This is a genomic window from Thermocatellispora tengchongensis, from assembly GCF_014202315.1.
Classification (GTDB): domain Bacteria; phylum Actinomycetota; class Actinomycetes; order Streptosporangiales; family Streptosporangiaceae; genus Thermocatellispora; species Thermocatellispora tengchongensis.
This window is the reverse complement of record NZ_JACHGN010000023.1, coordinates 19920-33691: the sequence shown is the minus strand read 5'-3', so window position 1 is coordinate 33691 and position 13772 is coordinate 19920. Positions and strand designations below refer to the sequence as shown.

The window sequence follows — 13772 nt, the reverse complement described above, 5'->3', positions numbered from 1 at the left end:
ACCATGGACGCATATCCTTCGCGCCGTGCCGTGCTGACAGGGCTGGGAGCGCTGGGAGCAGTGGGCGCGCTCGCCGCCTGCGGCGGCACGGCCCGTACCCCGCAGACCGCGGAGGGACGCTCGACGGGCGGCCCCGGCGGCGACCTGTACCCCTTCGCGGAGGCCGAGAAGCTAAACGCGAGCCTCACCTGGCCGGCCTCCATCGGCGAGCCGGCGTCCAAGGTCGTCATCACCGTGGCCTCGCACTGGGAGGCCGCGTTCCTGCCCAGGCAGGAGCAGTTCGACCACTTCTTCATGCGGCGCCACCCGAACATCGAGGTGCGCAGGGAGATCACGCCCTTCGCCCAGTTCCTGCAGAAGTACCTGGCCCAGGCGGCGGGCGGGAGCCTGCCCGACATCATGTACAGCCACTACTCGTGGGTCTCGAACTTCGTCAAGCAGGGCGTCTTCCTCTCGGTCAGCGCGTACGCGGCCAAGCAGCCCGGCTTCGAGCGGGAGGACTTCACCGGCCCCTCGCTCGGCTACTTCGAGCGCGGCGGCCAGTTGTACGGCCTGCCGTACGACTGCGGGCCCAAGCTGCTCTTCTACAACAAGGACCTGTTCGACGCCGCGGGCGTGGCCTACCCGACCGCCTCGTGGACCATCGAGGAGATGCTCGACGCCGCGGTCAGGCTCGCCCGCGGCAAGGGCGCCGAGAAGGTGTTCGGCATGGCCGGCCTGCCCGCGCCCATCGCCGACCTGACCCCGACGTACCTGCTGGCGTACGGCGGGCGGTATCTCGACCCCACCGAGACCCGGTGCCTCATCGACCAGCCAGGCGCGGTCAACGCGCTGCGCCCCTGGTTCGACCTGCTCCACAAGCACAAGGCCGTGCCGAGCGCGGCCGACGCCGAGGCGATGAAGGCCGAGCCGTTCAGCATCGGCAGGGCCGCCATGGGCGTGCACGGCTCGTGGAACGCCCCCAACCTGGCGGCCAACGCCAGGTTCCGCTGGGCGATGGCGGACATGCCCTCGGGGCCGGAGGGCCGCTTCACCTCCGCGGTGGGCAGCGGGTTCGCGATCACCGCCGGGAGCAAGGCCAAGGACGCGGCCTGGATCTACCTCAACGAGCTGACCTCGCCGGCAGGGCAGATCTTCATGTGGGGCAGCACCGGGCGGGGCAGCCCGTCGCGCACGTCGGCCTGGCCGTCGTACCTGGAGTCCAAGCTCGCCCCCGAGGGCGCCGGCCTGCTGGAGAAGGCGCTGAACGACTACGCGACCAACGACGGCGTCATCAGGCAGCCCGCCGGGCCCAAGGTGGTCAGCGTCGCGACGCCCACCTGGGACCGGATGGCCTCCGGGCGGATCGCCGTGCCGGAGGGCCTGCGCAAGATCCGTGACGACGTCACGCCCGTCCTCGTGGAGAACCGTTGAGACAGGGGCCGCTGGCACGCGGGGAGGCGAGGCGGTTCTACCTCTTCGTCTCCCCGTGGATCCTAGGGTTCGTGCTGTTCGGCGGCGGCCCGATCGTGGCCTCCGCGGCGATCAGCTTCACCGACTGGTCTCTGCTGTCCAGCCCGTCGTTCGTGGGCGCCGCCAACTACGTGAAGCTGGTGCAGGACCCCGTCTTCTACACCGCGCTGGGGAACACGGTCTACTTCGCCGCCGCGTCGGTGGGTCTGGGCGTCGTCTCGACGCTGGGCCTGGCGCTCCTGCTCAACCTGCCGCTGCGGGGCATCGCCGCGTTCCGGACGATCTTCTACCTCCCGTCCGTGGTGTCGGGCATCGCCACCGCGCTGCTGTGGGTGAACATCCTGCATCCCGACTTCGGCATGATCAACTACCTGCTCGGCCTGGCCGGCATCCAGGGGCCGGGGTGGCTGACGGCGGAGGAGTGGGCGGTCCCGGCGCTGGTGCTCATGAGCATCTGGGGCGCGGGCAACACGATCGTCATCTACCTCGCCGGGCTGCAGGGCATACCGCAGTCGCTGTACGAGGCCGCGATGATCGACGGGGCGGGATGGTGGCGCAGGCTGCGCCACATCACCGTGCCCATGCTCTCGCCGGTGGTGTTCTTCAACGTCGTGACCGGCTTCATCGCCAGCCTCCAGGCGTACGTGCTGGTGCTGGTGATGACCAAGGGCGGCCCGGCCAACGCCACGCTCCTGCTCGGCCTGTACGTCTACCGGCAGGCGTTCGAGTACTTCGACATGGGATACGCGGCGGCCCTGTCCTGGGCGCTGTTCGCCGTGGTCATCCTCGTCACACTGGTGCAGTTCCGGCTGGCACGCCGGTGGGTCCACTACGAGGTGGCATGATGCGGCGGAACACGCCCAGGCTGCTGGCCTACCTGCTGCTGTGCGGCGGCGCCGTCGTCTACCTGCTGCCGTTCCTGTGGATGGTGACGACCGCGTTGAAGTCCGGGGACGAGGTGCTGGCCTTCCCGCCGGAGTTCGTGCCCTCCAGCTTCGAGTGGCACAACTTCCCCGACGCGTGGACCCAGCTCCCCTTCACCCGATTCCTGGTGAACACGCTGCTGATCACCGTGCTGGCCGTGACGGGGACGCTCGTGTCGAGCATCCTGCCCGCCTACGCCTTCGCCCGGCTGCCCGCGCGCGGCCGCGGGATCATGTTCGCCGCGATGATCGCGACGATGATGATCCCGGCGGAGATCACGCTGGTGCCGCAGTTCCTGATGTTCACTGAGCTGGGCATGGTCAACACCTACTGGCCCCTCGTGCTGCCCGCCTGGTTCGGCTACGCCTACTACATCTTCCTGTTCAGGCAGTTCTTCCGCACCATCCCGCAGGAACTCTCCGACGCCGCCCGCATCGACGGGGCCTCCCACGCCAGGATCCTGTGGTCGATTATGCTGCCCCTGGCCAAGCCGGCCATCGCCGCCGTGACGGTGTTCTCGGTGATCGGCAACTGGAACAACCTGCTCGGCCCGCTGATCTACCTGCGCGACCAGGACAAGTACACCCTGGCCATCGGCCTGAGCCTGTTCCAGGGGCAGTACACGACCGCCTACCACCACATGATGGCCGTCTCGACGCTCACCATCGTGCCGATCGTGGTTCTCTTCTTCCTCGCCCAGAAGGCCTTCGTCCGCGGCATCACCCTGACCGGCATCGGCGGCCGCTGAGGACGATCACGTCGCTGTCAGTTGGCCGGCCAGGAGCCGGGTGTAGGCGCCGTCGTGGGTCAGGAGGTCGTCGTGGGCGCCGGTCTCGGCGATCCGGCCGTTGTCCAGGACGATGACGCGGTCGGCGGTGCGGATGGTGGACAGGCGGTGGGCGATGATCAGGGTGGTGCGGTCGCGCCGGGCGGCGGTCATGGCGGCGGCGACCTCCTGTTCGCTTTCGGCGTCGAGGTTGGAGACGGCCTCGTCCATGATCAGGATGGGGGCGTCCTTGAGCAGGGCGCGGGCGATGGCGATGCGCTGACGCTGGCCGCCGGACAGGCGGGCGCCGAGCTCGCCGGGCAGGGTGTCGTAGCCGTCGGGCAGGCCGGTGATGAACTCGTGGGCGTGGGCCGCCCGCGCGGCGGTCTCCACCTCCTCCTCGGTGGCGTCGGGGCGGCCCAGGCGGATGTTGTCGCGGATCGGGATGTTGAACAGGTAGACGTCCTGGGGGACGAGGGTGATCAGGCGGCGCAGGTCCTCTTGCGGGAAGTCGCGCAGGTCGTGGCCGCCGATGGTGATCGCGCCGCCGGTGACGTCCCAGAAGCGCATGAGCAGGCTGGCGCAGGTGGACTTGCCCGCTCCCGAGTGGCCGACCAGCGCGACGCTCTCGCCGGGTGCGATGTCGAAGGTGACGCCGGCGACGGCTTCGGGCAGGTCCGCGGCGTAGCGGAAGCGGACATCGGTGAAGCGGACCCGCGGCTCGACGGGGCCGGGTGGCGGTGTGGTGACGCGGTCGGTGACAGGGGCCGGGGTGGTGAGGATGGTCATGATGCGGTCGCCGGCGGCGATGACGAGGTTGAGGTCGCGGGCCACGTCGGTGACGGCGATGACCGGGGCGAAGGTGGTGGCGGCCAGGACGACGGCGACGGGGAACAGCGCCGGTTGCAGGCTGCCTGCCGAGGTCAGCAGGGCCGCGGTGATGAGGACGGCGAGCAGGCCGAACGTGGTGGCCGCGTTGGTGACGGCGTGTTCGAGGCCGGAGCGCCGGCCGTGGGCGAGCTTGGCGTCCAAGAGCCGCCGATCGTGACCGGTGAGGCGGTCGAGCTGGCGGCCCCCGGCGCCGGAGGTGAGCAGTTCGCGCAGCCCTTGGAGAGTGTCGACGGCTTCGGCGTTGAGCTCGCCGAGCTCGGCGCGCAGCCGCGCGCCCTGGGCGGCGGCCCGTTTGCGCAGCCAGGCGGGCAGGAGGGCGAGCAGGATCAGCGCGGGTGCCAGCGCCAGGGCCAGGGCCGGGTGGAAGACGGCCAGGGCGGTCAGTGCGGCGACGGGGACGGTGACGGCGCTGATCAGCGGGCTGAGGGTGTGGGCGAACCACAGCTCCAGCTGCTCCACGTCGGAGATGGCCGCGGCCCCGAGGTCGCCGGAGCGGCGCTGGAGCAGGTAGCCGGGTGCCAGGCGCTCGAAGGCGGCGTAGACGCGTCCGCGCACGTCGGCCAGCACGCGGAAGGCGGCCACGTGGGCGAGGTAGGACTCCAGCCACGGGGTGAGGGCGAGCAGCGGCAGCAGGAGGCCGAGGGTGATCAGGCCGCCGCGCAGGTCGTCGGCGGTGGCTCCGGTGATGGCACGGCTGACCACCCAGGCTCCGACGCCCGCCGAGGCGAGCACGACCAGGTGGTGGGCGATGCCGCTGACGATCGCGGTCACCAGCAGCGGCCGGTGCGGGCCGAGCAGGGCCAGGATGGGCCGGAACCGGGAGCCGGGACGGACGGTCGTGGTGGTCGCGGTGGTCGCGGTGGCGGTGGTCATCGGCTCGCTCCGTTCTGCGCGGCGACCAGCCGGGCATACGCGCCCTGGCCGGCCAGGAGTTCGCCGGGCGGCCCGGCCTCCTGGATGCGGCCATCGGCCATGACGATGACCCGGTCCGCGGTTCGGACCGTGGACAGCCGGTGGGCGATCATCAGCGTGGTCCGGCCGCCGGACAGGGTGTCGAGAGCGTGCTGGATGGCGGACTCGTTGGCCGCGTCAACGCTGGAGGTGGCCTCGTCCAGGATCAGGATGGGGGCGTCCTTGAGCAGGGCGCGGGCGATGGCGATGCGCTGGCGTTCGCCACCGGACAGTTTCAGCCCGCGTTCGCCGACGACGGTGTCGTAGCCGTCGGGCAGCGCGGTGATGAACTCATGGGCCTGGGCGGCGCGGGCGGCGGCTTCGAGCCGGCCTGCGGTGGCGTCGGGCCGGGCCAGGGCCAGGTTGCGGCGGACGGAGCCGTGGAAGAGGTAGGTGTCCTGGGAGACGACGGCGACGAGGGCGCGCAGCCGCTCCAGGGGCAGGTCGCGCACGTCGATGCCGTTGACGGTGATGCGGCCGGCGTCGGGGTCGAACCAGCGCAGCAGCAGGGAGGCGACGGTGGTCTTGCCCGCGCCCGAGCGGCCGACCAGGGCGACGCGTTCGCCCGGGGCGACGTCGAGATGGAAGCGGTCGAGAGCGGGACGGCGGCGGCCCGGGTAGCTGAACGTCACTGCGTCGAAGGTCACCGACGGCGGACCGGTCAGGCCGAGCGGGGTTGTGCCCTGCGCGGGTTCGGGAGTGTCGAGGATCTCGAAGACGGCCTTGAGCGAGGGGACGGCGTTGTAGCTGGAGTGGTAGGCCGCCTCCAGCTCCTTCAGGGGCCGGAAGCTCTCGGCGGTCAGCAGGAGGATGATCAGCAGTTCGGTGACGGTCAGCTCACCGGCGGCCAGGCGCAGGGCGCCGGCGCCGAGCGCGACGGCGGTGCCCAGGCCGATGATGAGCGCCACGCCGCCGACGTAGCCGATGACGATGGCCATCAGCCGGATGGAGTCGCGGCAGAACCGCTCGGCCAGGCGGGCCAGCTCGGCGCCGCGCCGGGTGCTGGCGTTGAACGCCTTGAGCGTGGTCATGCCCTGCAGCGCGTCGAGGTTCTCGGCGTACAGGCCCTTGTAGCCCCGGAACCAGGCGGCGTTGCGCGCCCGCAGGATGCGGTCCGAGGCCAGCGGCAGCACGGGCAGCAGCAGCGCACAGGCCAGCACCACGCCGCCGACCAGCGGGTCCAGCGTGAACAGGTAGGCGGTCACGGCGATCGCGCCGAGGACCGCGGCGATCACCTGGGGAAGGAACCTGCCCACGTAGGCGTCGGCGGTCTCGATGCCGTCCACCAGCGTGGTCTGGGCCGCGCCGGTACGCACGCGCTGGGCGTAGGCGGGTCCGAGCCGCAGCAGTTTGCCGGTCAGGCGGCGGCGCAGCTCGGCTTTGACCGCGCCCGAGGCCCGCAGCGCGAGGGATTCGCGGACGGCCAGCGCGGCGCTGCGGGCCAGTTGCAGCACGACGACGGCGGCGACGAGCCACAGGATCGAGCCCGCATCCCGGCCGGCGAAGATCCGGGCCAGCGCCTGGGCGACGAGCACGCCCTGGCCGACGTAGGTCGCCGTGATGGACAGCAGCAACAGCACGAGCCCCGCCAGGCGCCATCCGATGGACGGCGACAGGGCCAGTAGTCGGGGGATCACCGCTCCTCCTTGAGCCGCTCGAAGACGAGCTGGGTGCGGCGCACGGCGCGCACGCCGTACACCTGACTGATCAGGTCCGGGGTGAGGACCTGTTCGGGCGGGCCGCCGGCCAGGATCCGGCCGGCGTTCATGACGTAGAGGCGGTCGCAGAAGGCGGCGGCCTGGTTGAGGTCGTGCAGGACGGCCAGCGTGGCGATGCCCAGCTCGCGCACCAGGTGCAGGAGCTCCACCTGGTGGCGGATGTCCAGGTGGGCGGTGGGCTCGTCCAGCAGCAGCAGGCGGGTCTGCTGGGCCAGGGCGCGGGCGAGCAGGACGCGCTGCTTCTCGCCGCCGGACAGGGTGGCGAAGACGCGGCCGGCGGCCCCGGTCAGGCCCACGCGGTCCAGCGAGCGCGCGCACACCTCCTCGTCCGCGGCCGGGGCGATCCTGTACGGGGTGCGTCCCATGAGCACGATCTCGGCCACGGTGAAGTCCAGGTCGGGCGGGGTCTCCTGGGCGACCACGGCGGTACGCCGGGCGGCCTGGCGGGCGGGCAGGCGGTGCACGTCGTCGCCGTCCACGGTGATGAGCCCGGCCGAGGGGCGAAGCGCCCGGTAGATCGTGCGCAGCAGGGTGGACTTGCCGCAGCCGTTCGGCCCGACCAGGCCGACGAACTCGCCGTCGTCCACCAGCAGGTCGGCCTCGTGCACGATCGGATGGCCGTCGAGGGAGACGGAGACCGCGCGCAGGTCGAGTTTCACGTGACGCTCACCGCCCGGTCCACCGAGCGGCGGCGCAGCAGCCACAGGAAGAACGGCACGCCGAACAGCGCGGTGACGATGGTGAGCGCCAGTTCCTGAGGTGCGTTGACGGTGCGGGCCGCGATGTCCACGAGCTGAAGGAACACCGCGCCGAGCAGGGCGGTGACGGGCAGCACCCGGCGGTGGTCGGCGCCGACGAGCAGCCGGGCGGCGTGCGGCACGATCAGGCCGACGAACGCGATGGCGCCGCTGGTGGCCACCAGCACGCCGACCAGCAGCGAGGTCAGCACGAACAGCGTCGCCCGGAAACGGTTCACGTTCACGCCGAGCGAGACGGCGGTCTCCTCCCCGGCGGCCAGCGCGTTCAGCGGGCGGTACTGGGCCAGCAGGTACGCCACCCCGGCCGCCAGGACGACGGCCGGCAGCGGCAGCATGTGCCAGCGGGCGCCGCCGAGGCTGCCCATCAGCCAGAACAACACCTGCTGGGCGGCCCGGCCGCTCTGGGCCAGTTGCAGCACGAAGCTGTACGCGGCCTGGAACAGGTACGCCAGCGCGACCCCGGCCAGCAGCAGCCGCGACGGGGTGAGGCGTCCGGCCCGCTGCGCCAGCACGTACACCAGGGCGAGCGCGAGCAGGGAGCCGGCGAAGGCGGCCGCCGACAGCGACAGCCCGCCCAGCGCCGAGGCGCCCAGGATCAGCACGAGCACCGCCCCGAACGAGGCGCCGGAGGAGATGCCCATCAGGAACGGGTCGGCCAGCGGGTTGCGCACCAGCGCCTGCAGCACCGCCCCGACCACCGCCAGCCCGGCCCCGACCAGCAGCGCCAGCAGCGCGCGCGGCAGCCGGAACTCCCACACGATCTGCTCCTGCACCGGGGTCCAGGTGCGCGGCAGGACGCCGGGGACGAGGCGGTCGGCGACGATGCCCCAGGTTTGGGGCAGGGCGACGTGCACCGCGCCGATGCTCACCGCCAGCCAGGTCGAGACGACGACGGCGACGATGAGCGCGGCCACGAGCAGGAGGAACCGGCTCGCGCGGCGGGTCGTGGGCGCCGGCCCGGTCTGTGCCCGGGTCTTCTGCGTCGTGCTGGTCACCGGGCGAAGGCGTCCGGGTGCAGGAAGCGGGCGATGTCGGTGATGGCCAGGATGTTGCGGTAGCCGGGATGCTGGGCCGCCACGGGAACGGCGAGGTAGCGCCTGTCCTTGGCGGCCGGGCTGTTCCTGGCGATGGCGAAGGCGTCGGCGGCCTTGGCCGGCGAGCTCGGCATGGCCTCCCCGCGTAGCGTGGCGTAGTCGCTGACCAGGATCGCCTCGGGCTGGGTGGCGCTGATCCTCTCGGCGCTGACCTCGGTGTAGTCGCCCTTGACGTCGGCCAGCACGTTCACGCCACCGGCCAGGGTGATCATCTGGTTGGTGATCCCGAAGCCGCCGTAGGCGTTGACCGGGCCCGTGCCGCCGTCGGTGGCCAGCACCTTGACCGGGGTACGGCCCGCGACGCGCTTTCGGACGTCGGCGAGCCTGCCCTTCAGTTCGCTGATCAGCTTGTCGGCGTGGCCGGGGACGCCGAAGATCGCACCGAGGTTGCGCAGGTCGGTGAAGGTGTCGTCGATGGTGAACTCCAGCACCTCCTCGGGGCTGCACCAGCCGCCCATGATGTACACCGGGCTGCCCGCCGCGTCCAGCTCCTCCACGGTGGCGTAACCGCCGGCGGCGTCGAAGCTCGCCATCGCGTTGTCCAGGACGAAGTCCGCCCCTTGGGCGAGCATGACCTCCTTCTGCGGCAGCATGATCGTGTCGGAGATCTCCGGGATCTGGTCGTACTGCTCCTTCTGGCCCGGCAGGAACGCGCTTTCGGCGAAGTTCGTGCGCCCGGCGATCCGGTCGCCCAGGCCGAGGGCGAGCAGGGTCTCCAGGGAGGGGTGGTAGCCGGTCACGACCTTGGCGGGCGGCCTGTCGAAGGTGAGCTTTCGCCCGCAGTTCTCGATCGTGACCGGGAAGCCGGCCCGCGGCGCCGCCGCCTGCCCGGCCTCGTGGGCGGCGGGAGCCTGCGAGCAGGCGGCCAGCGTCAGTGCCGCCAGCAGCACGAGCATGCGTCTCAAGCGCGTCATGCGGATCATGCGGATCATGCGGAGAGCACCGCCTCCAGCAGCGTGCGGTCGCGGGTGATGAGCGCCAGCGTGCCGACCCGCGACTCCTTCCAGGCGGCGAGCCGGTCCACGATCCGCGGCAGCGGCCCGAGCAGCGCGACCTCGTCCAGCAGCGCGTCCGGGACGGCGGCGATGGCCTCGGCGCGGCGGCCCTCGCGGTGGTGGGCGCGGATGGTCTCGGCCTCGGCCTCGAACCCGATCTCGCGCGCCAGGTCGAAGTAGGTGTTGCGGACGCCGGGCACGTCCGGGCCGAGGTAGGCCGCATACAACGGACGCAGCTCGTCGCGGGCCTTGGCCAGGTCACGGGTGCGGACGGCGTGCGTGATCACGGTGATGTCCACGGCCTCCCGGTCACGGCCGGCGCGTTTGAGCCCTTCGTCGAGCGGGGCGGTGATGACCCCTTCGCGTTCGGGGGAGTAGAAGCCGGGCAGCCAGCCATCGGCGATCTCCCCGGCCAGGCGCACCATGCCCGGCCCGATGGCGGCCAGGTAGGTCGGGATCGTGGTGCGGACCGGGTCCAGCAGGGCCTTGACCGGGCGGGCCCGGCCGGTGGAGCCGGGGCCGTGGTAGGGGAGCCGGTAGTACTCGCCGTCGTGGGTCACCCGCTCCTCGCAGCGGATCGCCGCGCGCAGGATCTGCACGTATTCGCGGGTGCGGGTCAGCGGCCTGCCGTACGGGACGCCGTGCCAGCCCTCCACGATCCACGGCACCGACACCCCCAGGCCGAGCAGCAGCCTGCCTTCGGACAGGATGTCCAGCGTCAGCGCGGTCATCGCGGTGTTGGCCGGGGTGCGGCCGGCCAGTTGCAGGACGCCGGTGCCGAGTTTGATCCGCTCGGTCCTGGCCGCCAGGTAGGCCAGCACGCTCACGCCGTCGGCGCCGTACTCCTCCACGCTCCACACGGAGTCCACGCCGATCCGATCGGCCAGCTCGACCAGCGGCGCGATCTGTGTCATCGGCTCGCCGTGGTACCCCAGGGCCAGTCCTATCCGCATATCCGGTGCCGCTCCTTAGGCGAAGGGAAGAGGGTCGAGGATCAGGTCGCCGGCGGCCGTGCCGAGCCGGGAGCCGCCGAGGAAGGGGAAGGCCGCCGGCGCGTTCGCGTACAGGCCGGGCACCACCACCCGCACCACGCACAGCCCGGCGGCCCGTACGTCGGGCGTGGTCAGATCGACCGACACCGCCCGCAGGCCCGCCGCCGCCAGCCGCGCCACATGGTCGTCCGGGCCGGCGGGGGCGGGAGGCGGGCCGGGCGGGGGCTCGCGCAGCCGGTCCAGCAGCGGGCCCTGCATGCGCGGGTCCAGGAAGAGCTGCAGGTTCAGCTCCAGGTCCGTCAGGTCGTGCCAGTCGGGGCGGAAGGCGTCGCGGTAGGTTCGGCCGGCCCGGTAGGGCCGGTAGGGGTGATCGCAGGTGCGCCAGACGGCGGCATCGCCGTCCAGCAGGTCCAGGCTCATCGTGTAGGACACCACGGCCTCGGTGAACGCCTTGGCCGCCGCGGCCTCCGGGTCGCGGCGGCAGGCCGTGCCGAAGGCGACGACCTGGCGGGCGCGGTCCTCCAGGAAGGCGCCGATGACCGGGACGCCGAAGGCCGAGGGGATCGTCAGGAAGGTCACCGACAGGCCACGGCCGGCCGCCTCCTCCAGCGGCCCGGCCAGGCCGTCGGGGATGTAGCGGGTGGCCTGCCGGCCGCGCAGCCACCACAGCGTGACCGCGTCGCGTTCGAACAGTTCTTCCAGCGCCGAGCGCTCGGCCCGCTCCCGATCCGGGCCCGCGGCGATGCCGGCGTTGACGTGGGCGTTGGTGTGCGGAGGGCGGGTGTAGTTGAGATAGACCAGCGAGGCCGGCACCAAGACCTCCGCGCCGCCGGCCAGGTCGCGACCGCTCGCCCACTCGATCTCCAGGTCAGGGGTCAGGGGCGTGAACGGGAAACCGGCGGCCGCGTACTGGTGTGGCGCGTACAGGGCGAGATGGTCCGGGTCGATCGCGTCGGCGGCCAGCCCGGCGTAGCTGCCACGAGGCAGCTCATCGGGGACGGCGTTGCCGCAGTAGCGTTCCACCGCCTCGCCGATGGCCGCGTCGCGGGCCTGGTCGTCGTCCAGCGCGGCGCCGCCGGCCACCCGGTCGGCCTTCCAGGGCGCGAAACGGTCCGTGGCCGCCACGTACGCCCGGTAGATCACACAGGCATCCAGCGCGCTCGCCTCCCGCACCACCCGCGTGATCAGCCCGTACTCCGAGTCCACGAGCTGCCGGGGGGTGGCGCTCCACGCCCAGCCCGGCCGCGGCAGCGGCAGCACGGGACGGCGGGTCAGGCACGCGCCGACGATCACCTGATGCCCCTCGCTCGGGACCGGCCGCCCGGACAAGACCGCGAGCACGTCATCGGCCAGCAGCCCCGCGACCAGGCCGCTCGACGCGTTCTCCGGTTCACCGGTCATGACGTCCCCGCCGTCCAGCCGGTCCCACAACGTCAGCAGTTCCTCCGGCAGGCGGGCGGCGGCGAGCCGGCGGGCACGGGTGTCGGCATAGGTGGCGGTGCGGCCCGGGACGGTGCACGGCCCGATCCGGAACGACAGGCCGTCGGCATGGCAGCGATGCCAGGGAACCCGGGCGCACACCTTGTCGATGCGCCGCCACTCGGCGTCGGGCAACCACCCGGCGCAGGCGACGACCATGTCCACGCCGTCCACCGACTCCAGCGGGCCCCGCACCACCGTGACGTGCGGCCGCAGGAGCGCGGCGGTCAGGTCGGCGATGGGCGTCTCCCCGGTCACGTGCACGACGCGGCCGCTCAGCGGCGGGACGGTCCCGGCCGGGACGAGCACCCCGCGCCGCTCCAGGGCCCGCAGCAAATCGCCCATGTCGTCGTCGATCGGGACCGCCCCTGCCAGGGCTTGGGGCAGGCGCCGCATCAGCGCGGCAGAAGTCAGGACGCGGGTCACCCGGCCGTCGGGGCTGTGGCAGCGCCAGACGCCGTCGGCGCCCGGGTAGAGCTGGTGGCCGGGGGCGATTCGGAGCGGGCGGGTCATCCGGCTGGCCTCCGGAGTCGGGCGGTCGGGCGAGGAGCGCGAGGCGATGAGGGTGCGGGAGACCCAGACCGCGGCCTCCCGCGGTCGATCACTTCTCGTCGTCCTCGTTCCAGGCGAACGCGGTGTCGACGGCCGGCGTGTGCGCCCTCACGCACACGGTGAGGTCCTCGATCTCTTCGAATGAGACATGTGCCATGGCCATCCTCCTCATGGATAGCTTGCAATGATCTCGCAACTGCGAATTATTCGCAGTAAGGCCACGGTAGGCAGGGATCGGCGACCGGTCAATGGGTGGATCGCCGGCCGCGGGACCGCCGGCCGTCCCACCTGCGGTGTGTACGCGGCGTCGCCGCGCATGATCGGCCTGGTCGCGTCCGGAGCGGTGAGCCGCGCGGCCCCCGCCGGTCCCGCTGCCGGCACAGGCCCAGGGGGCCGCAGGCCCGAGCTGCGCCGCCCGCTTCAGCGCGGTGCTCGGCGACGGTGGCATGCTGGGCGTGTGGAGGAGATGGTGTGCCTGCGCGTCGAGGCGGGGCTGCGGTTCTTCCTGCCGCCGCGGCAGCGGGGCGAGGAGCTCTGGCTCGCCTGCGACGGCGTCTCCTCCCTCGGGCACGTCGTCGAGTCGGCCGGAGTGCCGTTGCCCGAGGTCGGGAGCCTGGTCGTCGGCGGGCGGGAGGTCGCCCCCTCGTACCGGCCGCGGGCGGGGGACGTGGTGAGCGTCCTCGGGGTGCCGCGGCCGCAGATCGTCCCCGCCCACCGGTTCATCCTGGACGTGCACCTGGGCACGCTCGCACGGCGGCTGCGGCTGGTGGGAGTGGACACGGCCTACGAGAACGACCTCGACGACGACGTCCTCGTCGAGCGGGCGAACGCCGAGCGGCGGGTGCTGCTGACCCAGGACCGCGGGCTGCTGCGGCGCAGGAGCCTGTGGCTCGGGGCGCACGTCCGAGGCTCGCGTCCGCAGGACCAGTTCGGCGACGTGCTCGAACGGTTCGCGCCCCCGCTGGCCCCGTGGACCAGGTGCACCGCCTGCAACGGGTCGCTGGCGTACGTCGGCAAGGACGAGGTCGAACGCTCGCTGCGCCCCGGCACCCGCCGCAGCTACGACACCTTCGCGCGCTGCACGGCCTGCCGTCGTGTGTACTGGCGCGGCGCGCACGGCGCCCACCTGGAGGCGATCGTGGCACAGGCCGAACGCATGGTCTCGAACGCCGGGCGCGGATGAACGCCGACGACCAGGAG

Annotated in this window: 11 protein-coding genes; 4 read left to right on the top strand and 7 right to left on the bottom strand. The window is 72.3% G+C overall.

Annotated features, from left to right (window positions below):
• Nucleotides 1-3 precede the first annotated feature (3 nt).
• From HNP84_RS39775 to HNP84_RS39765, 3 genes are read left to right on the top strand one after another with little or no spacing between them, the layout of a single operon-like run.
• Complete coding sequence (locus HNP84_RS39775; RefSeq protein WP_185055236.1) at nucleotides 4-1413, top strand: ABC transporter substrate-binding protein; 1410 nt, start codon at nucleotides 4-6, stop codon at nucleotides 1411-1413.
• Nucleotides 1410-2297 carry a carbohydrate ABC transporter permease gene (locus tag HNP84_RS39770; RefSeq protein ID WP_185055235.1) on the top strand — a complete coding sequence of 296 codons (888 nt, stop codon included), beginning with the start codon at nucleotides 1410-1412 and terminating at the stop codon, nucleotides 2295-2297. Before HNP84_RS39775 ends, HNP84_RS39770 begins: the two co-directional genes overlap by 4 nt.
• Entirely contained in the window at nucleotides 2294-3124 is an 831-nt protein-coding gene (locus tag HNP84_RS39765) for a carbohydrate ABC transporter permease (RefSeq protein ID WP_221337346.1), read from the top strand. The genes HNP84_RS39770 and HNP84_RS39765 overlap by 4 nt, the downstream gene beginning before the upstream one ends.
• Before the next feature lie 6 nt (nucleotides 3125-3130).
• On the opposite strand, the gene cydC is transcribed toward HNP84_RS39765, so the two are convergent.
• The 7 genes from cydC to HNP84_RS39730 are packed head-to-tail and all read right to left on the bottom strand — an operon-like array spanning nucleotide 3131 to nucleotide 12533.
• Nucleotides 3131-4906: a thiol reductant ABC exporter subunit CydC gene (gene cydC, locus HNP84_RS39760; protein WP_185055234.1), complete on the bottom strand. Its 1776-nt coding sequence runs from the start codon at nucleotides 4904-4906 to the stop codon at nucleotides 3131-3133.
• Complete coding sequence (locus HNP84_RS39755) at nucleotides 4903-6621, bottom strand: ABC transporter ATP-binding protein (RefSeq protein ID WP_185055233.1); 1719 nt, start codon at nucleotides 6619-6621, stop codon at nucleotides 4903-4905. The genes cydC and HNP84_RS39755 overlap by 4 nt, the downstream gene beginning before the upstream one ends.
• Nucleotides 6618-7361 carry an ABC transporter ATP-binding protein gene (locus HNP84_RS39750; protein ID WP_185055232.1) on the bottom strand — a complete coding sequence of 248 codons (744 nt, stop codon included), beginning with the start codon at nucleotides 7359-7361 and terminating at the stop codon, nucleotides 6618-6620. The genes HNP84_RS39755 and HNP84_RS39750 overlap by 4 nt, the downstream gene beginning before the upstream one ends.
• Nucleotides 7358-8455, bottom strand: coding sequence for a FecCD family ABC transporter permease (locus HNP84_RS39745; protein WP_312926803.1), 1098 nt, complete (start codon nucleotides 8453-8455; stop codon nucleotides 7358-7360). The genes HNP84_RS39750 and HNP84_RS39745 overlap by 4 nt, the downstream gene beginning before the upstream one ends.
• Complete coding sequence (locus HNP84_RS39740) at nucleotides 8452-9468, bottom strand: ABC transporter substrate-binding protein (RefSeq protein ID WP_185055231.1); 1017 nt, start codon at nucleotides 9466-9468, stop codon at nucleotides 8452-8454. The genes HNP84_RS39745 and HNP84_RS39740 overlap by 4 nt, the downstream gene beginning before the upstream one ends.
• Nucleotides 9469-9482: 14 nt before the next feature.
• Complete coding sequence (locus tag HNP84_RS39735) at nucleotides 9483-10502, bottom strand: LLM class F420-dependent oxidoreductase (protein WP_185055230.1); 1020 nt, start codon at nucleotides 10500-10502, stop codon at nucleotides 9483-9485.
• A 15-nt stretch (nucleotides 10503-10517) separates the two neighbouring features.
• Complete coding sequence (locus HNP84_RS39730; RefSeq protein WP_185055229.1) at nucleotides 10518-12533, bottom strand: SagD/YcaO family ATP-dependent cyclodehydratase; 2016 nt, start codon at nucleotides 12531-12533, stop codon at nucleotides 10518-10520.
• A 505-nt stretch (nucleotides 12534-13038) separates the two neighbouring features.
• On the opposite strand from HNP84_RS39730, the gene HNP84_RS39725 reads away from it, so the two are divergent.
• Nucleotides 13039-13755: a Mut7-C RNAse domain-containing protein gene (locus HNP84_RS39725; RefSeq protein WP_185055372.1), complete on the top strand. Its 717-nt coding sequence runs from the start codon at nucleotides 13039-13041 to the stop codon at nucleotides 13753-13755.
• Nucleotides 13756-13772 lie beyond the last annotated feature (17 nt).